This window comes from Micromonospora sp. NPDC047548, from assembly GCF_040642975.1.
GTDB lineage: Bacteria > Actinomycetota > Actinomycetes > Mycobacteriales > Micromonosporaceae > Micromonospora.
Genome location: NZ_JBEYTI010000059.1, coordinates 1 through 23,426 on the forward strand (window position 1 = coordinate 1; position 23,426 = coordinate 23,426).

Consider the following 23,426-nt stretch of genomic DNA (forward strand, 5'->3'; position numbering starts at 1 on the left):
ACCACCTCGACAAGGAGCGACAACGAGTCCACGCCGACCGCTACCTCGACGGCGTCATCCCAGCCTGATCATCCCTCCAAGGGAGCCGCACCCATAGCCAAACGTGTGGCTACCGGCCCGGCTGCGGGTGTTGTGGCAGGCACGCTTTTCCGAGAGGCGTTGCGGTCCGTCACGCCCTGCGGCCGGCGGGTATTCGCCCCGTTCTCCTGCTTCCGGTCGTTATTCAGCTACTCGTGCCATGGGGTTCGATCGTCCTCGGTCGTCGAGGATTCCGGGGAACTGAAGCTCACCTGAGGCGTACGCGAGGCAGCGCTCGGTCAGCTCCGCCGCCATGCCGGTGTGCTCGGCGAGAAAGCGAATCCACTCCGGTAGCACTGCGACGAGCTCGGCGGCGAAGTTATCCTTGTAGAAATCCCGCAGGTGCAACACGGTCACCGCGACCTTGTGCGGCGAGCAGAACGGATACAGCGCGGGCTGGTCGCGCGGGGACCATGAGTCGGCCATCTCCGCGGCGAGCTCGTCAGCTCCGGCCGGGCCCTCGTCCGGCCGGTCGCCTGCCGTGCCGTCGTGGTAGCCGATCTGCCGCAGCCGCTGAGCGAACTGTACCTCCGCGTCGGCAGCCGTCAGCCGTACGGAAGTTCGCCCGCGCGCCCGGCGGACCGCCTCCCGGACGGTCCTGCCGAGCCGCCGGCTGCGCAGGAACTCGGCGTACTGTTGCGCGTTCTCCCCGCCGATCCGGATGCCCGCGACCTCGCCGCTCAGCAGGTCGCCGAGCGTTTCCGCGTCGTCCACCGGTATAAGGGCCGCCGCACCGGCCGCCGCCTGCCCGACCGATTCACGCCAGGTGGCCAATGCGGACTCGGCCGAGGGGTAGAAGCCGCTGTGCACGGCGACCACCTCGTAGCCGCACGTATCCACGTCCCACAGGTACCACCGGTCCGGGCCGTCCGCCGACGTGAACGGTGCGACCACCGCCCGACGGCTGCCATAGACGTCGCGCGCCCACAACACCGGGCCCGTCACGATGCGCCCACGCGCAACCTGCTTCGCCGCGCGGGCATCCAGGTGCTCTGCGACCAGATCGCGGGCGGACTCGCTCAGCGGGACCGGCAGCACACCGGCGACAACCGTCAGTAGCCGTTGGAGAACAGCGACGTCCGCGTCAGCCTCGACTGCCTCGTGTAGCCGCTCGTCGATCACTGCCAGCAGGGCGTGGGTGAAGCCTTCCGGGTTGACCATGTCCTCCAGAGCGCCGCCCTCGAACTGCGTCAACGCCGCGCCGTAGCGGACACAGAAATCGTCCTCGAGGTCGTCGTCGGACCGTCCTGGGGCGACCATGATCAGGGCGTCGATCACCGCCCCGGCTGCCTCCCCGGCCAGCGTGGTGCGATGCTCGGCGAGCTTCCGGCGATATTCGAACAGCTCACCGAAGGCATCGGCCAGGGGAGCCCTGCTCGACGTCGGGGCCATCGGCTGACGCGGGGGCCGGCGGCCGGATCCGGACTTCTTCTTCCGCTTACGAGACACGGGCACCGCTGCATCGTACTCAGCGACGAGGCGAACCATCGAGCTGGACCGTGCACAGTCAACCCGCCACCTCGAGCGCAGTCTCCGCGCCCATTGACGCCGTGACGCACAGCGGTCACCGCCTGAGCGCCAAGAAGTTCGCATACTCCACGAGATGGTCGGGGCGATGGCCGTCGGCATGACCAGTCGGGCCCTACCCTTGCCGAAAACCTCATCCGCCCAGGTGGAGCCACTGTAAGCGGATCTTGATGGCGGCCGCAGGAGCCGGGTCCTCTCCCGACTGCCTCTCCCACCCCGACATGATGATCGGCTGTGCTGCTGCGACTGGCTTATCTCGGTGTGCCCGAACGCGTTCGCGTTACTGGGGCTGCTTCCGAGGAGCGACCGGGACAGGGACGTCGAGATCCTGGCGCTGCGCCACCAGGTCACGGTCCTGGAGCGACAGCTGGGCAAGACCCGGCCGCGGTTCTCCCCCAGCGACCGAGCGTTCCTGGCCGCCCTGCTGCACCGGCTTCCGCTCGACGTGCTCATCAGCTCAGGCTGCTGGTGCGCCCGGACACGGTGCTGCGCTGGCACCGCGACCTTCTCACACGCCGCCACGCCGCCAAGTCCCGGCCAAAACGGCCGGGCCGGCCGCGCACCGCCCGCTCCATCCACGCCCTGGTGCTGCGCCTGGCCCGGAAGAACCCCAGCTGGGGCTACCGCCGCCTCCACCGCGTGGGAGAACCTCAACGATACCGGGATCAACCCGGCACGGCCCGGGTCGTGGCCGCGACACAGCCACGCCGATCTCGTCACTCCGGCACGCGGTGGGCCGTGCCTCCGGCGATCTGGACGAGCCGTCCGGCCGGGCCTTTCAGGCGCCCCGGCGCCAGCCACACCGCCCGCAGTTGCCGTCGCAGGTCGAGCCCGTCCACCGGCACGGCCCGCAGTTCGCCGGTGCGCAGCGCCGCCTCGACCGCCAGGACGCTCAGTACGGCAGGCGCGACGCCGGCCGTCACGCTCACCCGTACGGCGGCGTTGCTGTTCAACTCCAGTACTGGCGCGACAGGGTGGTACGCGTCCAGCAGCGCTGCGAGGGTGATCCGGGTGCCGGAGCCGGGCTCGCGCACCACCAACGGGGTGGCGGCCAGCTCGGTGACGGTCAGGGGAGTGCGGCGGCGGGCCCACGGATGCCCGGGATCGACCACCACCACGAGCCGGTCGTGGGCGACGACCGCGCTGCGCAGATCCCGTGGCACGCCGGGCGACTCGACGAAGCCGACGTTGAAGCTGCCCTGCCGGATCCCGGCGAACACGTCGTGGGAGTTGTGCACCTGCAGATGGACCCTGGTGTCGGGCTGCTGGCGCCGGAACTCGCCCAACCAGGCGGGCAGCAGATACTCGGCGACGGTCATGCTGGCGCCAATGTTGATCTGGACGTCCTGTTCGGCGCGCAGCGCCGTGGCGCCTTCGACCAGTTGCCCCGCGGCGTCCAGCACCGCGCGGGCCCACTGGACGACCAGGGCCCCGTGCGCCGTCAGGGTGGACCCTCGGGGCGCCCGGCGGATCAGAGCGAGGCCGAGTTCGTGTTCGAGGCGGGCCAGCGCCCGGCTGGCGTTCGGCTGCGCCATGCCGACCGAACGCGCGCCCGCGCCGAGACTGCCGTGCTCCGCCGTCGCCAGAAGCAGTTCCAGTACGGCCAGGTCAGGCCACCGCGCGGACATATCAAGAGTGTATGGGTGGATGCGGGATCCGGGGCTACCGCGGGTCTCGTGCCCGTGGCAGCGTGGCAGGCGTGTTGAACGAAACCGCTTCACGACAGGCGCCGGTCCCGGTGGGCGCCGACCCGACCCCGCACCCGGCGGAGGAGCCCCGCCCGTCGCGGCGCGAGCGATGGGTGGCGCTCGGGCCGGGGGTGGCCCTGTGCGCCGGCGCTGCGGGGGTCGCGCTCGTCGGCGGCCTGCTCCTACCCACGGTGAGCCCGCTGCTGATCGCGATCGTGCTCGGCGCGGCCCTGTGCAACGTCGTCCGGCTGCCGGCCGTGTTCAGCCCCGGGCTGGCCTTCGCCGCCAAGAGGCTGCTCCGACTCGGAATCGTCCTGCTCGGCCTCCAGCTCGTGCTGTCGGACATCCTCCGACTCGGCTCCGGGATGATCGCCGTCGTGGTGGTCACCGTGCTGGCGGGGCTCGTCGGCACCATGTTCATCGGCCGGCTGCTCGGCATCAGTGTCACGCAGCGGCTGCTGATCGCCTGCGGATTCTCCATCTGCGGAGCGGCCGCCGTCGCCGCCGCCGACGGCGTCGTCGACGCCGAGGAAGAGGAGGTCGTGACAGCCGTCGCGCTGGTGGTGATCTTCGGGACGCTGATGATCCCGGCGGTCCCGCTGGCCGCCGAGGCGCTGGGCCTGTCCACGACCCAGACGGGCCTGTGGGCCGGTGGCTCGATCCACGAGGTCGCCCAGGTGGTGGCCGTGGGGGGTACGGTCGGCGGTGCCGCCCTCAGCCTGGCGGTGGTCGTGAAGTTGGCCCGCGTACTCCTGCTCGCCCCCGTTATCACGGTGCTCAGCTTGCGCCAGCGCCGGATGCGCACGAGCCTCCCGGCCGGTGGGAAGCGCCCGCCGGTGATCCCGCTGTTCGTGGTCGGCTTCCTGGCGATGGCGGCGCTCCGGACCACCGGACTGCTGCCCGGTGCCGTGCTGACGGGCGCCAGGACCGCCCAGACCGCGCTGCTGGCCGCCGCCATGTTCGCCCTCGGCTGCGGCGTGCGCGTCCAGACCCTCAGCCGCGTCGGCGTCAGGCCGTTCCTGCTCGCGTCCGGTTCGACGGCCGTGGTCGCGGGTGTTTCGCTGGTCGGGGTCCTCGCGGTCACCTGATCCGATCCGACGGTCTCCCGGTCCGGCGGTCTTCCGGTCGCCAACGCGGGTCGGGAAAGTACACCCGTGCTTACGGGAGTCAGCCCGGAATAGCCCACGCCAGCGACCGTGTCCAAGCCGGCCGCGTCCGGCGGGTCGTTGATCGACGAGATCGTGCGTGAGGGTGCGCGGCGGATGCTGGCCGCGGCCCTCGAAGCCGAGGTCGCCGCGTACATCGCCGCGCATGCGGCCGATCTGGATGAGCAGGGTCGCAGGTTGGTGGGCAGCGCCAGTTCGACCTCCCTCGGCGGCGCCTCCCGGCGGTCACGTGAACTCGTACGCCTGCAGCGAGCCGCGTCAGCGACTGCAGGAACACAACGGCCTTCGCTTCGCCCGGATGTCGCGGTAGGCATCCTCGCCAATTCGAGCAGGCCGACGTCGCGGATCTCGACGCCTCGATCTCGCCGAGCGGCGTGAGGTCCCGGACACGGACGACATTCGAGGCGCGGTCGCAGCGTACCGCCCTGGGTGATTCCACCTATTTCACCGGGGTTCATCGCCTGCTCGATGTGGTGTCATCAGCGTTTCCGAGTTGATCTTTTTGATCGGGTGCGGGCGTTGTTGCCTCCGTTTCTTCTCTTGATTCGAGGTTCCTATGAGGTTGATGGTCTTGAACCATCGGTGTGCGAGGCCACTGGTGGTGGCGTTCGCCGCGGCGACCACACTGGCGGTCTTGCCGGCCGCCGCGTACGCGGACGCGAGTCAGCCTGCACCGGTCGTGAGTCAGCCTGCGCCGGTCACTGGCGGAATCCCTCTGATCAACACGGTCGAGAAGCTCGGTCCGGGGATCAACCTGCAGCACGTGAAGGCGCTGGACGAGAAGGGCTGGTACGACGCGCAGTTCCTAACCGTGGACCTGTCCAACAGCGCGGTCAGCACGGACCTGCTGACCTCCGGACCGGTCGCGTCCGCCGGGCCACTCAGCGCGGCCGCCAACAAGGCCGGCGCCGTCGCGGGCGTCAACGGCGAATTCTTCGACATCGGCAACTCCAACGCGGCGCTCGGTGGCGAGATCCAGAACGGCCAGCTCCGTAAGACCGCCGACATCGGCGGCCGCCAGCACGTCGGCGTCAGCAAGGACGGCATCGCCCAGCTCGTGGACCTCACGGTCAACACGACCGCGTACTTCGCGGACGCGGACCACAAGGTTCTGTCGATCAACGCCGCGAACGGCGGCGGGGTCCCTGCAGATGGCCTGATCGTGTTCACGTCCGCGTGGGGCACCTACAGCCGCAACCGCGGCCTGGCGGGCGTGGCCAACGACCAGATCGCCGAGGTCCTGGTCGAGAACGGCTCGGTCGTGTCAGTCACGCCGAATGGTCCCGCGGGCTCGGGGACGATCTCGGACGACGGCTTCGTGCTCGTCGGGCGCGGCGCCGCGGCGACCGCGATCCGCGCGCTGCAGCCCGGCGACCCGGTGAAGCTCAGCTACGCGCTCGCCGACGACGTCGCCAAGACGATGAAGTTCGCGCTCGGCGACGGCGGCACCATCGTCTCCGGCGGCCAGGTCGTCCCCGGCCTCACCACCTCGATCGCCCCGCGCACCGCGCTCGGCTTCAAGGACGGCGGCCACACGCTCGTGCTCGCCACCTGGGACGGTCCGGGCGGTACCGGCAAGGGCGGCGTCGGGATCGACAAGGAGGCGCGTGACCTCGCCGCAATGGGCGTGCAGACCGCGGTCAACCTCGACGGCGGCGGCTCGACCACGATGGTCGCCCGCGCGCTCGGCGACGACAACGCGACCGTCCGCAACGTCCCGTCCGACGGCGCCGAGCGCAACGACCCGAACGGCGTGGGCGTGTTCGTCGCGAAGGGCGACGGCAAGCTGCACCAGCTCCTCATCAAGCCCGCGCCGGATGCGGCGTCGGCCGATGGCGGCGTGAAGGTCTTCCCGGGGCTGCACCGTGCGCTCGTGGCGGAGGGAACCGACAACCACCAGACGCCGGTGACGGTTGACCCGACGTCCGTGCGATGGTCCGGGTCCGGAGCGTCCGTCACGGACGGCATGCTCGCGGCTCCTGACAAGCAGCGCGGCCCGATCAACGTCAAGGCACAGGTGGGCAGCCAGGTGACGCACGAGAAGGTCACGGTCCTCGGCCCGGTCAACAGCGTCGAGCTGTCGTCCAAGCGTATGTCGATCGCCGACGCGACGCCCGCCGCCGCGGTCACCATCTCCGTGACCGGCCGCGACGACCAGGGCTACACGGCCCCGATCGACCCGCAGGACCTCTCGCTCGACTACGACCACAGCGTCGTCGACATCCAGCCCGCCGATGGCAAGCTGAAGATCACCCCGCTCACCAACGCGGGCACGATCCTCACAGTCTCGGTCGCCGGCAAGTCGGTCCAGCTCCCGATCACGATCGGCGTTCAGAACAAGACGGTCTACGACTTCGATGACGACGCGCTCGCCCGCTGGGGCAACAACAGCACCGCGGCGACGAAGTTCTCGGTGGACCCCGACGGCCTGCGGATCGACTTCGATGCGATGCGTAACGTGGGCATCGCGGCGAAATCGGCGGCCCAGCGCGTCCAGGTCCCCGGCCAGCCGCTACGCCTGCGGATGCGGATCAAGTCGAGCATCAACGTGCCGAACGGTCTGACCTACCTGGGCTACTCCGACGCGACCGGTAAGGGCAAGGGCGTGTACGGCACCGCCCTGACCGCGAGCAATGACTGGCAGTACGCGACGTTCACGCTGCCGGCCAACACGGCGTACCCGATCTCGATCTCGAGCTTCCAGGGCATCAACACGAGCGTCGCCCAGCAGAAGGCGGGCACGTTCATCCTGGACCGCATTGAGGCGGACGTCCCGACGTCGATCAACCTGCCCGCCCAGCCCGACCTGCAGCCCGACCCGCTCGTCTCCGACGACGGCTCGCTGCTCCAGGGCCCCGACACGTGGCAGTTCGCCACGCTGTCGGACGTGCAGTTCACCGCCGACAACCCGGCACTGTCCCAGGTCGCCACGGCCGCCATCAAACGGATCCGCACGACCAAGCCGGACCTGATCGTCCTCAACGGTGACATCACCGACCGTGGCCTGCCGCAGGACCTGACGCTTGCCCGCCAGGTGCTCACCGACGCCGGGTGCGACCTCGTCCCGGTCGGCCAGGAGCCGCCGAAGGACAGCACACCGAACCCGACGGCCGACTCGATCCCGTGCTACTACGTGCCGGGCAACCACGAGTCCTACGGCCTCAACAACGTCCAGTCCGACCTCACGAACTTCACGAAGGAGTTCGGCCAGCCGTACCGGACGTTCGACCACAAGGGGACGCGATTCATCCTGCTTGCCAGCTCCCTCGGGTCGCTGCGCGGGACGGCGTGGGACCAGCTCCCGATGATGCAGAAGGCACTCGACGACGCCAGGAACGACGAGTCGGTGCACAACGTCCTGGTGTTCGCCCACCACCCGGTGGATGACCCCGCCGAGACGAAGTCCAGCCAGCTCGGCGACCGCGACGAGGTCGCGCTCATCGAGAAGATGCTCACGGACTTCCGTGACGCCACGGGCAAGGGCGCCGCGATGGTCGGGTCCCACGCCCAGATCGCCAACGTCCACCGCGCCGAGGGCATCCCGTACACGGTGCTGCCGTCGTCGGGCAAGAACCCGTACGGCACGCCGGATCGCGGCGGTTTCACCGGGTGGGTCGACTGGTCTGTCGACTCGCTGCGCAACGCGAACCAGCAGTGGCTCGAGGCAGAGGTGCGCGCCTTCGCGCAGTCCATCACACTCAACACTCCGGACTCGCTCGAGGTGAGCACGACGGCGCAGCTCTCGGGCAGTATCGTACAGCCGGACGGCGTGTCGACGGGTACGCGTGTGGTGCCGCTGCGGTACCCGATGTCGGTCGACTGGAGCGGCTCGTCCAACCTGGCGATCGGCAGCGGGAAGGCGGCCATCGACGCGGCCCGCCGCGAAGGCAGGGTCGCGATCCTCGACCCGCAGACCCGGACGCTCACCGCGCTGCACCCGGGCTCGGTGACCGTATCGGTGACGAATGACTCGATGCGCGCCTACACCGACGACAGCTCGCTCGCGCCGATCACGACCTCGAAGACCATCCAGGTCGTGCCGTTCAACGCCGGCACGAGGTGACGGTCACCAACGCCGGCACGCGGCCGGTACGGACCTACTCCGCCCACCTCGAGGGCACGGGTTCGTCGTGGTCGAAGGTGTTGCAGGTCGCCCCTGACAGGTGCTCGGACCGCGGGTAGCTCCCAGCCAGCCCAGCGGGGCCGTACGACACCGTGAAAGCGCCGGGGTGGACGCCAAGTGCGTCCACCCCGGCGCCGCTTGCCTTGCCGGGCATGCGCCGGCCGACACCTCCTGCGCGGTGCGATGGAGCGTGATGTCACCCACGATCAGCGTCGCGCACGCCGGGCAGCCCGTCCGCCAGGGCCAGCCCGGCCGCGAGCGTGCCGCGCAGCAGCCGGGGCGCGGCGCTCACGACTTCCCGTAGAGCAGGTACGACCGGCGGCGGCCGTCGAAGTCCGCGAGTTCCCCGGTCCAGGCGCCGACCACGTCGTCGACGTCGGCACCGCAACGGACATCAGACGGTTGGGCGACGTTCCTGCGCTCACCGGCCGAGGCCATCATCGCCGCCGACTTCTTCGAAGCCGTCACGCTCACCGGGGCCAGACTGTACGTCCTGGCCGTCATCGAGCACGCCACCCGCCGCGTACGCATCCTCGGCGCCACCGCGACACCGACCGCAGCCTGGGTGACCCAGGCCACCCGCAACCTGATCATGGATGTCGAAGACGCCGGCTGCCGCGTCAAGTACCTCATCCGCGACCGGGACGGCAAGTACCCCCGCCCTGTTCGACGCCATCCTCGCCGACACCGGGATCGAGACCGCGCTCGGCTGCTCGACCGCATGTTGATCTGGAACCAGGCACATCTCACGCAGGCACTACGCGAATACGAACACTTCCACAACGAACATCGACCCCACCGCGGGCAGTCCAACGCCAGACCACTGCACCCGCTACCCAAACCGATCACAGATCCGGAGAAGATCACACAGCTGAACATCCACCGCCGCGATCGACTCGGCGGAGTGCTCCACGAGTACGAGCACGCCGCCTGAGCTGCACGGACGGGGTTTTCGGCACCCGCAACGCCGCCGGCACCACGTCCGGCCAGGTCAACGGGGGTGACGGGATTGTGGAACCCCACAGGGTATCCGCGACGATAACCGAGCTTGGCAAACCGACACCGGCGGAGCCCGTCTGCCGGTATAGCCAGCCCTCTACGTGGGGGTACCGCAGAGCGCCGTACGACCGCACTTCCCGGACATCCACCGTGAAGCTGACGACCCAACGCACCAGCAGGCGGGAACCAGAGGAAAGCATGACGAAGCACTGCTACATGTCCCGTCATGTCCAGTCGTGACGGAGGGCGTACCAGGCGAGTTGCATCCGACTTTGAGCTCCGGCCAGATCCATCAGGTGGCGCAGGCGCCGTTGCAGGGTTCGCAGGGAGAGGTCGAGCTGGGTGGCAACCGCCTGATCGGTGAGTCCGGTCAACAGCAGGGCCAGGATCCTCCGGTCCAGCGCTGTGGGGATGTTGGCGCTTTCGCCGTGGGCATCCTCGGTGGTCGGCTCGCCGAATGCGGAGATGCTGAGCGGATAGGCGTGGCGCCACACCAGCTCGAACAGCGCGTCCATCGCCGTGAGCAGCCCGGCGCGGTGCAGCAGCACGGCACCGGGCTCTTCCCCCGGCTCGACGGCCAACGGCACCAGGCCTAGCTCCACGTCGGCCAGCACGAGCTTGATCGGCAGCGACTCGGCCACCCGCACCTCGACGCCCTTGCGCAGCGAATCGATGGTCTCGGCGACGACGCCGGGCTCGGCGAGCACCGCCCGGTCAACCACGACCCGGTAGCGCACGCCCTGGGCCACCAGCTGCGCCTCCGCCGAGTTTTCGCCTGGCGATACGGCGACGAACGGTGCGGTCACGAAGAAGCGGACCTCTGTGCGGGCGGCGCGCTGCACCTGCGCGAACCGGTGCCGGACCGCCTCGACGCCCGTGACCACCTCGATCAACTCGCTGATGGCGCGGCCCGCCATCGCCCTGCGATGCTCCTCGGCGAGGGTGACGAGCGCCAGCTCAGCGGTGCGCAGAGCTTCCCGCCGTTCGCTGATCATTGACCCGAGCGCGAGTGCGGGCGGGGCTGCGGCGAACTCGCCGTCGGGAGTGGACTTCACCAGACCGCACGCCATCAGCTGCGACAGCGCCGCCTCCACCGCGGGCGCGGGCAGGTGCAGGGCGTCGCTCAACTCAGCCGAGTCGGCCTGGGCGCGTCCGGCGAGCACGCCATAGACCGCCTCGTGTTCGGGGCTCAGACCCAACGCGCCCAGCATCGGCGGCCGCCTCCCCTCCACCTGTCGCTGCGGGGAGAGTATGCGCCACATTGTTGGATCTTGCCCAGACCCAGGTGGGGACGGGAAAGACGGGACGGGCCCCGGGGCGTCGCCGCCCCGGGGCCCTTCGAACGGTCTCACCGAAGGCCGTACGCCCGGATGATCTCCTGCTTGATGCTGAAACCGGCGTCGGTCGTACCGGTGGCCCGCACCGAGACGAAGCCGCCAGGCTGCTTCGCCAGCTTGAGCTCGCCGTTCCACCAGTCGCCGGTGTCCTTGCTCAGGGTCACCTGCTGCCAGGTGGCGCCGTCGTCGTAGGACACCTCGAGGGTCACCGAGGTGACGTTGCCGGTGCTGGGGCCGCCGCCCGCCTGGGGGATCGGCTTGAGGCGGACCCCCTCGGTGCTGCCGGCCTTCACGTCGCCGTGCAGGTCGGTGTCGAGGCGGTACTCCATCTGCAGCAGCGCGAACGGTTCGAACCTGTCCGACTCGTTGGAGCTGGAGACGAAGTCCCACTCGGTGTGCGTACGGGTCGACAGCCGCCACTGTTCGGCCGGGCGGGACGCGTCCAGGACCAGGTGGTAGGGCAGGGTGCCGGCCGGCACCGCCTTCCACTGCAGGTCAGCCCCCCGCTTGTTCTCGTGCAGCAGCCGGTCGCCCTGGTAGAGCTTCATGTTGACCGGCACCGAACCCCAGTCCAGGTATCCGCCGTGCTCCAGCACGTCAGCCGACGGGCTCCACGCCTGGACGTTGATGGTCATGTTGTCGCGCCAGCGGCTGTTCTGCACCGCGAAGGCCCGGTTGAACGCCGGCCGGATCGCCGGGGCGAACCAGTCCAGCCGGGTGGTGCTGCCCTTGGCGTACGCGTGGCGGTTGGCCACGTCCGTCCAGGTGCCCTGCACGTGCGACTCCGCCCAGACCTGGTCCGGGGTGACCCACTCGGTGCGGGTGCTGGGATGCCACTCGCGCTCCGGGAAGCCGAGGGACGGGATGATGGTCATGTCGAACCGGTAGCCACCGCCCTGCATTCCCTTCGTGGGGTTGTAGTAGTGCGCGTCGATCTGGGCGAGGTCCTGCTGGGTCGGGTGGTAGCTGAGCGGCCGGTCCGGCACCTGCCCGGAGTAGCTGCGGGTCAGGTCGTAGACAAAGCTCGCGTACGGCACCTGGTTGGTGATCAGCTGCAGCGTGCCGGTCTTGGCCAGGGCGATCAGCTGCGTCCCGGCGTCGCGGTGCACGGTGGCGACCGGGATCGGTGACGCGCCGACCCACTCGTTGAGGACGCCGACCCCGTCGTTGACGACCAGCAGCAGCTTCGCCCCGGCAGCCACTGCCGCGGCGGTGCGCTCCTGCGCGCTGACCGCGTCGCTGCGGGTCACCACCGCGACCTTGCCCTTGGCGTCGACGTTGGCGTATTCGCCGGCGGCGCCGGTGCCCGCGTAGGCCGCGGGCAGCGTGTCCCGGCCTGCGGTGAGCGTGCTGCCCGGCTGGACCGTGACGTCCACCGGCGGCAGACCAGGGACGTCCACGCTCAGCATCGGCTCGCCCTTGCGCCACCGGGTGGCCATCGTGAACGACCCCTGGCTGACCTTGTCGGTCGGCGTGACGTAGAGGTCGTCGTACTTGATCGGCACCACGAACCCGTCCCGGAAGCTGTCGCCGTTGGCGTACTTCACGGTGTAGTCGAGCTTGCGCTGCCGGTCCTGGCTCCGCTGCGGCGCGGCGGTGTCCAGCAGGCGCGCCTTGCTCGCGTCCAGCACCACCTCGGCTCCGGAGCCGTTGAGCACCGTCTCCGGGTCCACCAGCAGGGCGAGGCCGAGCGAGTCGGCCCGCTCACCCGGAACGTCCAGCGACGACTCCACCGTGTAGGTGCCTGGCGGCATCCGCAGCGTCGTCTCGCCGTCGATGGTGTACACCCAGGGGTAGAACTCGCCGGCCTTCTTGAGCAGAACCCAGGACCTGGCGGGCTTGCCGTCCCGGCCGACCAGCTTGACCTTCAGGTCGTAGTGCTCGTCCTCCTTGAGCAGACCGAGCGAGGTACGGGTGACCGCGGCGCCCGTGGCGGCGTCGGTGCCGACGAGGTAGCCGGTGAACTGGCCGGTGCCAGGCTTGGTCGGGTCGCCGGTGACCGGAACGGTCGCGCTGCCGCCCGCGGGCACCGTCACCGAGGTGGCGCCCAGCGAGAACGGGCCCGAACCGGCGATGGCCAGGTTCAGCGTCACGCCGGTACGGCCCGAGTTGGTGAACGTCACCTGCTTGGTCACCAGAGGGTCGGTGGGCTCGTGCGGCCAGTCGAAGTTACCGAAGAAGACCGAGCCGGCAGCCCGGACGTCCGCGCGTACGGCGGCGGCGACGTCGACCCGGCCGGTGCCCACCTGGTACGCCGTGTACCCGGCGGCCAGGCCCTTCGCGCTGCTCATCAGCGCTTCCTTGAGCTGCGCGCCGGACCAGTCCGGGTGGCGCTGGGCCAGGATCGCCGCGGCGCCCGACACGTGCGGGGTGGCCATCGAGGTGCCGCTGATGCTCCGGTACAGGCCGGTGCCGGAGGTCATCTGCTGCGAGCGGGCGGCGGTGATGGCAACCCCGGGGGCGGTGATGTCCGGCTTGAGCGCGCCGCTGCGCACCAGCGGGCCGGTGCTGGAGAAGGGCGCCAACTTGTCCTGCTTGTCGACCGCGCCGACGGTCAGGGCGCTGGCGGCGGAGCTGGGCGTGCCGATGCTCTGCGGCCCGGCGTTGCCCGAAGCGATGACGAACAGCGTGCCGTACTGCGCGGACAGCGTGTCGACCGCGACCGCCATCGGGTCGGTCCCGTCGGACAGCGTCGGGTCGCTCAGGCTCATGCTGACCACGTCCGCCCCGGACTCGGCCGCCCACTGCATGCCGGCGAGCACCCAGGAGTCCTGACCGAAGCCGTCGTTGCTGAGGACCTTGCCGACGATGAGGTCCGCGCCGGGCGCAACACCCTTGTACGAGCCGCCCGAGGCCGCGCCGGTGCCCACAATGGTCGAGGCGACGTGGGTGCCGTGACCGTTGACGTCGGAGGTGTCCTCGCCCGGCACGAAGCTGACCTTGCCGTCGATCTGGTCGACCAGGTCGGGGTGACTGGCGTCGATACCGGTGTCCAGCACCGCGACCTTCACCCCGTGGCCGTCGTACCCGGCGGCCCACGCCTCGGGAGCGCCGATCTGCGGCACGCTCTCCTTGAGGCTGGCGGTGACCCGACCGTCCAGCCAGAGCTTCGCCACCCCGGCGCCGAGCGTGGGGCTGGACCCGGAGGCGGCCGGCGCGACCGTGGACCAGAAGGTACGGGCCTGCTTCTTGTCGGCCGCCAGCGCGGCGGCACCGGCGGTGGGCAGGCTGCGAACCAGCTTCGTGCCCTGCGGGACGACCGGCTTGGCAGCGCGCGTTGTCGTCGGCGGGTACGTGGCGATCAACGGCATGCTCGCGGTCTTCGCGTCGTCGTACCCCATTTCGATGAGGTCGGTGACGTTGAACAGCCGCCGGTCCAGTTTGTCGGCGGTCAGCAGCGGCATCGCCTCGTCGGGCAGGACGAACAGATCACCGCCGCTCTCCTGCAGGTGAACGCCGCCGGTGGCGTTGTCGGGCCGGTCGACATCGACCGTCTCCTCGCCGTTGGCGGAGGTGGTCACCGTGACCACGTCGCCGGTGATCAGGGTAATGGTGTGCGTGGACTTGGTCGGGGCCTTGGGGGCGGTGGCGGGGTCTGCAGCGGTTGCCGGCGCCTGGATCGCGGCGATTCCGCCGGCGATCAGGCCGGCCGCCGTCACGGCGGCGATCAGCCGCTGCCGGGCCCGGCCAGACATAGAGGGCGGTAGTGGTGATGGCATGTGAAATGTTCTACCGCCGGCGTCGCAGTCGGGTGAATAGCTGGCGCTGGCGGAGTCGCGCCAGGGCGCTACTTCGCCAGCCCGCTGCCGTCGCGGTGCTGGGCCTCGTCGCCGTCCTGTTGCGGCTCTGAACCATCGATCCCGCCGGGCAACCATCGAATCGATCGACTGCGTCCGATCGGACGACCTCCGGGTACCGGCCGGCACCCGAAGCGAAGCTGCGTCCGATCGCCTCGCCGGTACCGCCTGCCGGTGATCTCTTCGCAACCGCACTGCGCGGTTTCGTGCTCGTCTAGCCTCGCAAAGGCTGTTGCCGAGTGGGAGGCTGGCGTGGAGGGGTATCCGGCTATCGACGATCACGGACTTGTCGGCGATCTTCAGACCGCCGCTCTGATCACTCGCGACGGCACGGTGGACTGGTTCTGCGCGCCGCGTTTCGACTCGCCCAGCATCTTCGCCGCACTGTTGGACCACCAGCGCGGCCCCGTCGGCGTTGATGGCCATCGCCGTGCCTCCCCGCATACCGGGCAGGCTGCCGAGGTCCTCGACGGTTCCGTCGGGATGCCACAGCGCCGCGTGCGAGACCCCGTCAACCAGGGAGTGACCCACGACGTACCCGTCGTCGTTGATCGCGAGCGGCTCCGTGTCGCTGGCGTTGGGTCCCAGGTGCGGAAGCCAGCGGAATCCGCCCGTCGCGGTCCATACAAAGGGGTCGTTGTACAGCTGCTGGCGTCCGTCGGCCTCGCGCTGGATGGCGGTTGCGTTGCCCACGACGGTTCCGTGGTCGTTGAGTGCGAAGGCTCGGACGCTGGTGTGCGGACGCCAGTCCGGGAGGCCCAGAAACTCCGGGGTGCCGTCCGGGTTCCACGTGACTGCCTTGGTCTTGCTGGCAGCGGTGACGATCAAGCCCGGCGAGCACCTCGGCTTGCGGGGTGCGCACCTCGTCGACCAGCACCTCTGCTTCGCCGATGACCGCGCCCTCGGCGTTGACCACCGAGACCAGTCCAGCGAGCCCGCTGGAGTTGAGGGGCTCGGCGAAGACCGTCACCGCCACGTCGACACCCAGCTGGTCGCCAGGCTCAAGCCTCGTCGGCGACGCATCGCCGACGGCCACCTTGCCGATGCTGGGCGACAGGATCCGCTCGTGGTAGCCGAACGCGGTGGAACCCGACGGCACGTTGACGGCGGCCACGATGATGACGTAGGTCCCCGGTCGCGGGTTGCGCAGGGTGATCCGCTCCCTGCCCGGGCCGACCCGGTTGGCACTCCACCGCTCCCCCGTCGACGCGGAGATGAGGTAGGCGTCGAGGTCGGCGTCGTCCTGCCACGGGGTGAGCGTCAGGACGAGTCCCGTGGCGTCGCGCGGCACCGGGATCGTGGTGGCGGTCGTCGCGCCGTCGGCGACCGTACTCCACAGGTCGCGCACCCGGCCCAGCTGGCTCTCCGCGGCCCTCGCGGCGACCGGGCCCCAGGTGTTGGTGGCCGTGTAGGACGCGTTTGCCGGCTGGTAGACCGAGAGCGACGGAATCCTGACCTTCGACGGCGACAGCTCGGCGCCCTGCAGGGCGACCCGGGCACGGAGTCGTTGTCCGGGAGAGGCGACGTACGACGTGCCTCCACCTGGAACTCCCAGACACCGGGCGTCGGGGTCGGGTAGGCGCGATCGTCCGGATCGCAACTCGCCGGGTCGGAGTAGTTGGTATAGCAGCGGACCCGCTGGCCGCCCGCCTCCGGCAGGCAGCGGTTGTAGACGCCCGTGCCGGTTCCGGGTGTCGTGAGGTATGCCGACAGGGCGGTACAGACCGGGGCCTGGACGTCGTAGCCGGCGGTGGTGATGCCCCGGGCCAGGAGGTCCCACGCGGCGGAGACGTCGATCAGACCGGCGCCCTGGGCCGCCGTGGGCAGGTCCCCGATCAGCCGGGCGGTGTCCGTCAGCGCGGTGCGCAGGCTCGGGGCCGGCGCGGCGACGCCGGTCGCCTTCGCACCGGACAGCAGCAGCGCGCTGGCACCGGTGACCTGTGGAGCGGCCATCGAGATGCCGTTGTACATGGCGTACCCAGGGGGAAGGTGGTAGCCCGCTTCAGGCAGAGCCTGCCCGTCAAGCCACGCCGGGATCGCCGGGACCGCGGAGCCGGGCGCTGCCACGGTCGGCTTGAGGCTGCCGTCCTCACCCGGGCCGCGCGAGGAGAAACCGAAGATGCTCTGACCAGCGCGCACCTCGGCGCCGTAATTCGACCACCAGGTTCGCTTGCTGACCGAGACGGCGACGCTGATCACGCCGTTCCCGGTGGAAGGCGACGAGACCGTGTTGACGCCGGGTCCGTCGTTGCCCGCGGAGACGACGATCTGGACGCCGTACCGGCGGATCAGCTCGCCGTAGAGCTGGGCGATCGCGTCCGAGTCGTCGTTGAGCGCTCGAAGACCGCCGATCGAGACGTTGACCACGTCGACGTGCCGGTTCACGACCAGGTCGATCATGCCTTCAGTGAGGGCAACCGCCGTGCAGCCGCCGTTCCAGGTGCAGGCGCGGGCGGAGACGATCTGGGCACCTGGGGCTGCGCCGTGCATGCGCCCGCCGAACAGCTTGTTGCCGGCCGGATCGTGCAGGTCAGCTCGCTGACCGGGCAGTTCGCGTGGGCGTCGTCCGGGCTCTACTCGGCCTCGAAGGCGGCCGTCGAGCTGCTCAGCGAGGCGCTCGCCGCGGAAGTGGCCCGGCCGGCGTGCGGGTGACGATCGTCGAACCCGGCACGTTCGCGACCGACTTCGCCAGCACCGCCCACGTCGTCGCGCCCGATGAGGTCTACGCGTCGACCGTGGGCGAGTTTCTCACCGGGTTCGCCGCGCTCCCGCCGTCCGCGTTCGGGGATTCGGCCGACGTGGCCGACGCGATCGTCGCGGGCGCCGGCATGGCGGAGCCGCCGCTGCGCCTGGCCGTCGGGCCGACGCGATCGACGGCATCCGGGCCGCACTCGAATCCCGGCCGGCCGAGCTGGAGAAGTCAGTCCAGCGCGGCCGCCTTGCGCAGCAGCACTGAGCGTTCGCGCTGGTTGGCGCACAGCCGGGCCGCCAGCTCCAGCTCGGCGCGCGCTTCCGGTCGCCGTCCGAGGCGGGCCAGCAGCTCACCGCGTACGGTCGGAACCAAATGCGAACCGGGGAGCCGGTCCAAGGCGATCAGCTCGTCCACCATGGCCAGGGCTTGCGCCGGACCCGAGGCCATGGCCACGGCGACGGCCCGGTTGAGCTCGACCACCGGCGAGGGCGCGACCCGGCCGAGCGCCTCGTAGAGCACCACGATCCGGTCCCAGTCGGTCGCCTCCACCGACGGCGCCGACGCGTGGGCGGCGGCGATCGCAGCCTGCAGGCCGTAGGGGCCGAGCCCGCGAGCCGATGCCTTGGCCAGCGCGGCCAGCCCACGGCGGACCGCCGAGAAGTCCCACCGCCGCCGGTCCTGGTCCGCCAGCAGGATCGGCGAACCATCCGGGCCGGTCCGGGCCGGGAAGCGCGCGGCCGTCAGCTCGCACAACGCGAGCAAACCGTGCACCTCCGGCTCGTCCGGCTGCAGCGCGGCCAGCGTGCGGGCCAGCCGGATCGCCTCGTACGCGACGCCGGGGCGTAGCAGCCGGTCGCCCGACGTGGCCGTCGACCCCTCGGTGAAGATCACGTAGACGACGCTGAGCACGCCGCCCAGCCGTTCCCGGCGCTCACCGGCCGGCGGCAGCTCGAACGGCACCCCGGCCGCCGCGATCGTCTTCTTCGCCCGGGTGATGCGGGCCTGCACGGTCGACACGGGTACCAGGAACGCGCGGGCGATCTCCTCGCTGGACAGGCCGCCGACCACGCGCAGGGTCAGCGCCACCCGGGCCTCGGGGGAGAGCACCGGGTGGCAGCTGACGAACATCAGCGCCAGGACGTCGTCGTCGATCCGGTCGGGGTCGATGTCCTCGTCGACCACCGGGTCAGCCGCCAGCAGGGCGTATCTGTCCTGCAGGGCGGTCCGGCGGCGGATCGCGTCGATCGCCCGCCGCCGGGCCGTGGCCATCAGCCAGCCGGCCGGATTGGCTGGAGAGGTGAGCGGCCACGACACCAGCGCCTCGGCCACCGCCTCCTGGGCGGCATCCTCGGCCAGCCCGAAATCGCCGGTGAACCGGGTCAGCGCGGCGACGATCCGCGCCGACTCGATCCGCCAGACAGCCTCGACGTCGGCCGTACCCATCAGATCCGGCCGGTGCTCTCGCTCCCGACCCGTTCCTCGACGGACCCCTCGTTGTCCTGCGGCATCTCGTCGTCCCCGGCCACCCGCCGGACCTCGATCTTGGACCCGGTGACCGACGGGACCCGCTTGGCCCACTCGACCGCCTCCTGCTTCGAGGCGACATCGAGCAGGAAGTAGCCCCCGAACAGTTCCTTGGTCTCTCCGTACGGCCCGTCCGTGACCACCGGGGTCTCGCCGCTGAAGTCGACCACGACGCCCTGGCCCGCATCGTCCAGCCCTTCGGCCGCGACGAACACGCCGGCCTTGACCAGCTCCTCGATGTAGTGGTATGTCGTGGCCGCCAACTCTTCGAACCCAGCCATCAGGGCCGCGTTCGACTCATCGGTGCCCCGCATGATCAGCATGTACTTCGGCATCGCGTTCTCCTCCTCGGCGGGGCCGCCTCTCGGCCCTCGCACCCCACACGTCGAACGAGCGGCCCGCGGATCGACACGGCCCCGAAGAAATCTCTCGCCGCGACGCAGCCGAATCCGTCCGACCCGCGTTGCGCCCGTCAGACCTGGCCCTGAGCGATGGCTGACGCGGACGCCATGCTGATCAGAAAGCTTAACGTCGCAGCTCTGGAAGCCGGCAACGCTCACACGGATCTGCGGAAACCAGGCGACCAGAGATCGTTAAGCCAGTTGTGAATGTTAGGCGGGACGCTCGATCCGTTTCGGGCGTTGTTCACCGCGGTCGCCGGGTGCGTGGGCCGCCCGTCGACACCGGGGGTGTTCTGGCGGGGACTGCGGACCGTGGCGATCGACGCCACGACGTTGCATGTGCCCGACCGGCCGGCGATCACCGCCGGCTAGCGGAAACGTAGTACCGACAAGCTGACCTTCGGCTATCCGCTGCTGCGGCTCAGCGTGCTGGTCGAGTGCGGCACGAGGGCGATCCTGGCCGCGACGTTCGGGCCGGAGGCCGACGGTGAGACCACCCATGCCCGGCGGCTGCTGCACGCCGTCGGGGCGGGCATGCTCGTGCTGGCCGACGCCGGCTACGACTCCTGGGAGCTGCTGCGGGACATCGCCGCCACCAAGGCCCACTATCTGTGCCGGTCCTGGGCCCGCCGCACCCCGCTGATCCTGACCGAACTCGCGGACGGCTCGTACCTGTCCGTCCTCGGCTACGGCAAGCTCAAGGTCCGCATCATCGAGGCCTGGGTCACCGTCACCTGGGCCGACGGCACCACCAGCCGCGAGCAGTGGCGCCTGGTCACCAGCCTGCTCGACCACCGCCGCTACCCCGCCAGCGAACTGATCGAGCTGTATCACCGCAGATGGCAGGCGGAAACCACCTACCTGTCGATCAAGTCCACCATCCTCGACGGGCGGGTCCTGCGCTCCCAGCACCCGACCGACATCGACCAAGAGGTCTACGCGCTGCTGACCGTATACCAGACGATCATTCGGATCAGCGTGGACGCGGTCGACACCTGCCCCGACGCTCGCCCGGACCGGATCAGCTTCACCGTCGCCCTGCAAACAGCTGCCGATCAGGTCACCGCCGCCGTCGGGATCATCATCCCGGCCGGTGACCGCCTCGTCGGTGTGATCGGCCAGGCCGTCCTCGACGAGCTGCTGCCCCCCACCCGCAACCGGGGCAAGGCCCGCAGCAGAAAGAACCCGACCAGCAAGTACGGCCCGAACGCCGGCACATTCCCCCAGACCAGCCTGAACTACACCATCAACACCAACGTCATGATCATGGAAGAGGGCTTGACGGCACGCTCAAAGCGCTAACTCAACGGTGTTGATACCAGCCTGCGACAATGATCATGGGTGACTGGGTAGGTCATCAGGCGGCTGTGATGTCTGTTGTGGAGGCTGGCAGTTTGGCGGGCTGTGCCTGCCGAGTCGTCGCTGTCGTATGACGGACTGGTTGCGTACGTCGTGGAGTTGACCGCCCGGTTGGAGCAGGCTCTCGCGCGGGTCGCGGATCTGGAAGCCCGGTTGAAGCAGTCGTCGTCGAACTCGTCGAAGCCTCCCTCATCGGACGGGCTGGCCAAGCCGGCGCCGAAGTCGTTACGCGGGCGGTCGGGCCGGGGCCCGGGACGCGTGTGGGCATCACACCCCCGCGCCCGCGCCGCCAGAGGCGTCCGCGCCGGTCGTGCACGGGCCACGTCTGGCCGGGATCGGCGTCTACCTGCTGCACGGGCAGTTCCTGTCGGTGTCACGCACGGCGGCGGCGATCAAGGAACTGTTCGGGGTGCCGGTCGCGGCGGGCACCGTGGCCGGCTGGGTGAAACGCACCGCCCTGGGCATCATCGACCGTGTGCTGCCGGTGATCGCCGGACGCATCGCCGCCGCGCCGGTAGCCCATTTCGACGAGACCGGGATACGCACCGCAGGCCGGCCAGCCTGGCTGCACTCCGCCTCCACCCCCACCGACGTATTGCTGGCCGTGCATCCGAAACGCGGCACCATCGCGATGGACGCGATCGGGATCCTCCCGCGGTTCCGCGGTGTCGCGGTGCATGACGCGTGGGCGCCGTACGACACCTACACCGACGCGGTCCACGCGCTGTGCAGCGCTCACGCGCTCCGCGAGTTGATCTATGTCACCGACACCGCCACCGGCCTGGTCGCCGACCTCGCCGGCCAGGCCATCAACGCCCTGCGGCAGCTGAACCGGCTCGTCGGCACCCCGGATACCGCCGGCGCCACACCTGATGAGGCCGACCTCGCCAGCCACCTGCACCTGCTGCGCAGCGCAGTCGTGCTCGGCGCCCAAGCCACCGCCGAACGCGTAAGCAAACCCCGCAACCGTCCCACCCGAACAGCCGCTATCCTGGCAGCCGCAGCCGCCCCCGATCTTGTTGTCGTCACAAACACATGATCATCAGGGCGGCTGCACCCGTTCACCCACCCGCGATGTTCACCCTGGTCAGACAGCTAATGGCTGCTGCCGTACTAGTCGGGGGTCTCGTGCTGGCGAATCGCACGGTCGATGCGGCGGTCGGGTACGACCCACATGATCGCCACAGCGACGAAACACGCCAGGGCAAGCCCGACTCCGCCATGTCCGCTCCGGTCGACGAGCAGGGCGCTGAGGATCCCCGCGACGTAGAGCACGGGCGAGATCTTGCCCTTGATGTCGGTGCCGATGGCCCGCCTCAGCAGCGACGCCGGTCCCTGCTGCCGAATGATCACTTTCTGGAGCACGAAGTATGCGATGGCCGCGCTGAGCAGGTTCAGACCGTAGATGACGACCGGGGTCGGTTCAAACCTCGAGTCGTCGACCCAGGCCGTCGTTAACGGGAACAGCGACAGGCAGAACAGTAGCGCCAGGTTCGCCCACAGCACTCCGCCACTGACCTGCCGTACCAGGTGGAACATATGGTGATGGTTGTTCCAGTAGATGCCGACATAGACGAAGGTGAGGAGATAGGTCAGCAGCCCGACGCCGGTCGTGTGGACGAGGTCGGAGAGGTCGTGACCTGCCGGTACTTTGAGCTCCAGCACCATGATCGTGATGATGATGGCAAGGACGCCATCACTGAACGCCTCCAGCCGGTTGGTCGGCACCGCGACCCCTCCTTCTTCCTCAGTCACGCGGTCGTGCACCGCGACCTGTTAGGAGACAAGCACAACAGACGCTGCGACGAGGCGCCTGCTGGCTGCCCTGTCTAGATTCGTCCCGTACCGGCGCCCGACGACGCAGAGCGACTCACTCCAGCGCCAGCCCGCTGCCGTCGCGGCAGCCGACAACAGCAGCCCAAAACCGCTCCGCCGGCTCCCAGTCCTCCATTGTCCGGGGTCCGCAACGGCAGCAACTCCCGTGTGGTAAACAGGCCCTCCGTCCCGTGCGAAGCCGCGTTCATCGGCCTCCACGGGACCCTGGCCGCCACCGCTCACCCTGAGTGGTGCGGGCGCTCGGGCTCGGCGCGCTTCGGGTGGGCCCGGCGGTTGGTCCCGGCCTGCCGTGGATGGTTCCCGATCCGGAGCCGCCGCTGGCCTTGCTCCTGAAATCCGGAAACTTCGGCGAACCGGACCTCCTTCACACGGCCTGGACGCTAGCACCCTGATTACCCCGCGCCCGAGGTCTCCCCGCCCGCCACCAACAGACGGCAGACTCCGAGCGCCGCGACCGCGCGGGCGGCTATCTCGCCGGTCGCGGCCTCCAGCAGCTCCGCGGACCGCCCGGGCCCGAGGAGGGATTCGTACCGCGCGACCCGCTCCGGATCGGCCGAGGACGACACGAGTACGGGCTCGTCGGTCGCCCGGTACGCCTCGGCGACGACGGCAACGGTGCCGTCGAAGGCGCCGTGAACCGCATCAAAATAACCAAAAAGAGGTGTACGGCCGAGCCAATTCCGACCGACTCCGCCGCCGGACCCTCCTCGCCGACCGACATGAACAAACGCCGATCACCAAATTCGTGCCAGAGCCGCTTGCCATTTAGTTAGGTTCGCTTACAGTTAGGGAGGTCACTGGTCTCCCCCCGTTACCTTTTTCGTAGCCCCAACCGGGGTTGCAGGCCACCGGCCGCGGCATGACTCAGTCCCCCTGTTGACCATGATCTGGGGGGTGTT

The 23,426-nt window shown here is 69.8% G+C and carries 17 protein-coding genes and 3 pseudogenes; 10 read left to right on the top strand and 10 right to left on the bottom strand.

Annotated features, from left to right (window positions below; all coding sequences use genetic code 11):
* Positions 1 to 219 precede the first annotated feature (219 nt).
* Entirely contained in the window at positions 220 to 1,566 is a 1,347-nt protein-coding gene (locus ABZ807_RS30260; RefSeq protein WP_357165498.1) for a hypothetical protein, read from the bottom strand.
* Between the two features lie 755 nt (positions 1,567 to 2,321).
* The gene (locus ABZ807_RS30265; RefSeq protein ID WP_357165501.1) at positions 2,322 to 3,233 is read right to left on the bottom strand and encodes a LysR substrate-binding domain-containing protein; all 912 of its coding nucleotides are present in this window, start codon (positions 3,231 to 3,233) and stop codon (positions 2,322 to 2,324) included.
* 71 nt (positions 3,234 to 3,304) lie between these two features.
* Here ABZ807_RS30265 and ABZ807_RS30270 point away from each other — a divergent pair, with 71 nt between their 5' ends.
* The 3 genes and pseudogenes from ABZ807_RS30270 to ABZ807_RS30280 all read left to right on the top strand — a co-directional run bounded on the left by ABZ807_RS30270 (position 3,305) and on the right by ABZ807_RS30280 (position 8,522).
* Entirely contained in the window at positions 3,305 to 4,381 is a 1,077-nt protein-coding gene (locus tag ABZ807_RS30270) for a putative sulfate exporter family transporter (protein WP_357165504.1), read from the top strand.
* Between the two features lie 108 nt (positions 4,382 to 4,489).
* A pseudogene (locus tag ABZ807_RS30275) lies at positions 4,490 to 4,642 on the top strand (IS256 family transposase); the annotation flags it as partial.
* A 496-nt stretch (positions 4,643 to 5,138) separates the two neighbouring features.
* Complete coding sequence (locus ABZ807_RS30280) at positions 5,139 to 8,522, top strand: phosphodiester glycosidase family protein (protein ID WP_357165507.1); 3,384 nt, start codon at positions 5,139 to 5,141, stop codon at positions 8,520 to 8,522.
* 348 nt (positions 8,523 to 8,870) lie between these two features.
* On the opposite strand, the gene ABZ807_RS30285 is transcribed toward ABZ807_RS30280, so the two are convergent.
* The gene (locus tag ABZ807_RS30285; RefSeq protein ID WP_357165510.1) at positions 8,871 to 9,056 is read right to left on the bottom strand and encodes a hypothetical protein; all 186 of its coding nucleotides are present in this window, start codon (positions 9,054 to 9,056) and stop codon (positions 8,871 to 8,873) included.
* Between the two features lie 91 nt (positions 9,057 to 9,147).
* Between ABZ807_RS30285 and ABZ807_RS30290 the strand changes: the two genes are divergently transcribed.
* Positions 9,148 to 9,516 carry an integrase gene (locus ABZ807_RS30290; RefSeq protein WP_357165514.1) on the top strand — a complete coding sequence of 123 codons (369 nt, stop codon included), beginning with the start codon at positions 9,148 to 9,150 and terminating at the stop codon, positions 9,514 to 9,516.
* A 289-nt stretch (positions 9,517 to 9,805) separates the two neighbouring features.
* Here the strand turns inward: ABZ807_RS30290 and ABZ807_RS30295 are convergent, their stop codons facing one another.
* Entirely contained in the window at positions 9,806 to 10,792 is a 987-nt protein-coding gene (locus ABZ807_RS30295; protein WP_357165517.1) for a transcriptional regulator TrmB, read from the bottom strand.
* A 137-nt stretch (positions 10,793 to 10,929) separates the two neighbouring features.
* Complete coding sequence (locus ABZ807_RS30300; protein WP_357165520.1) at positions 10,930 to 14,637, bottom strand: S8 family serine peptidase; 3,708 nt, start codon at positions 14,635 to 14,637, stop codon at positions 10,930 to 10,932.
* A 330-nt stretch (positions 14,638 to 14,967) separates the two neighbouring features.
* Between ABZ807_RS30300 and ABZ807_RS30305 the strand changes: the two genes are divergently transcribed.
* On the top strand, positions 14,968 to 15,609 hold the full coding sequence (locus tag ABZ807_RS30305) for a trehalase-like domain-containing protein (RefSeq protein ID WP_357165523.1): 642 nt from the start codon (positions 14,968 to 14,970) through the stop codon (positions 15,607 to 15,609).
* A 366-nt stretch (positions 15,610 to 15,975) separates the two neighbouring features.
* On the opposite strand, the gene ABZ807_RS30310 is transcribed toward ABZ807_RS30305, so the two are convergent.
* On the bottom strand, positions 15,976 to 17,205 hold the full coding sequence (locus ABZ807_RS30310; RefSeq protein WP_357165526.1) for a S8 family serine peptidase: 1,230 nt from the start codon (positions 17,203 to 17,205) through the stop codon (positions 15,976 to 15,978).
* On the opposite strand from ABZ807_RS30310, the gene ABZ807_RS30315 reads away from it, so the two are divergent.
* Positions 17,089 to 17,367 (top strand): SDR family NAD(P)-dependent oxidoreductase, encoded by a 279-nt coding sequence (locus ABZ807_RS30315; RefSeq protein ID WP_357165529.1) that lies wholly within the window; start codon positions 17,089 to 17,091, stop codon positions 17,365 to 17,367. The genes ABZ807_RS30310 and ABZ807_RS30315 overlap by 117 nt on opposite strands.
* Before the next feature lie 268 nt (positions 17,368 to 17,635).
* Here ABZ807_RS30315 and ABZ807_RS30320 read toward each other — a convergent pair whose 3' ends face one another.
* Both ABZ807_RS30320 and ABZ807_RS30325 read right to left on the bottom strand, forming a co-directional pair.
* A complete protein-coding gene (locus ABZ807_RS30320; RefSeq protein ID WP_357165532.1) occupies positions 17,636 to 18,850 on the bottom strand; it encodes a sigma-70 family RNA polymerase sigma factor in 1,215 nt (404 codons plus the stop codon).
* Positions 18,850 to 19,266 carry a YciI family protein gene (locus ABZ807_RS30325; protein ID WP_357165536.1) on the bottom strand — a complete coding sequence of 139 codons (417 nt, stop codon included), beginning with the start codon at positions 19,264 to 19,266 and terminating at the stop codon, positions 18,850 to 18,852. Before ABZ807_RS30325 ends, ABZ807_RS30320 begins: the two co-directional genes overlap by 1 nt.
* A 480-nt stretch (positions 19,267 to 19,746) precedes the next feature.
* On the opposite strand from ABZ807_RS30325, the gene ABZ807_RS30330 reads away from it, so the two are divergent.
* The 3 genes and pseudogenes from ABZ807_RS30330 to ABZ807_RS30340 all read left to right on the top strand — a co-directional run bounded on the left by ABZ807_RS30330 (position 19,747) and on the right by ABZ807_RS30340 (position 21,730).
* A complete protein-coding gene (locus ABZ807_RS30330; RefSeq protein WP_357165545.1) occupies positions 19,747 to 20,634 on the top strand; it encodes a transposase in 888 nt (295 codons plus the stop codon).
* Positions 20,635 to 20,823: 189 nt separating this feature from the next.
* A pseudogene (locus ABZ807_RS30335) lies at positions 20,824 to 21,019 on the top strand (DUF6444 domain-containing protein); the annotation flags it as partial.
* A gap of 42 nt (positions 21,020 to 21,061) precedes the next feature.
* On the top strand, positions 21,062 to 21,730 hold the full coding sequence (locus ABZ807_RS30340) for a transposase (RefSeq protein ID WP_357165548.1): 669 nt from the start codon (positions 21,062 to 21,064) through the stop codon (positions 21,728 to 21,730).
* Positions 21,731 to 21,804: 74 nt separating this feature from the next.
* Here the strand turns inward: ABZ807_RS30340 and ABZ807_RS30345 are convergent, their stop codons facing one another.
* Positions 21,805 to 22,446 carry a TMEM175 family protein gene (locus ABZ807_RS30345; protein ID WP_357165539.1) on the bottom strand — a complete coding sequence of 214 codons (642 nt, stop codon included), beginning with the start codon at positions 22,444 to 22,446 and terminating at the stop codon, positions 21,805 to 21,807.
* A 311-nt stretch (positions 22,447 to 22,757) separates the two neighbouring features.
* Between ABZ807_RS30345 and ABZ807_RS30350 the strand changes: the two genes are divergently transcribed.
* Positions 22,758 to 22,919, top strand: a complete 162-nt coding sequence (locus ABZ807_RS30350; protein ID WP_357165542.1) for a nucleotide-binding domain containing protein — start codon at positions 22,758 to 22,760, stop codon at positions 22,917 to 22,919.
* On the opposite strand, the pseudogene ABZ807_RS30355 reads toward ABZ807_RS30350, so the two are convergent.
* Positions 22,920 to 23,135, bottom strand: a pseudogene (locus tag ABZ807_RS30355) (nucleotide-binding domain containing protein); the annotation flags it as partial. It lies immediately after the preceding gene.
* Positions 23,136 to 23,426: the final 291 nt, after the last annotated feature.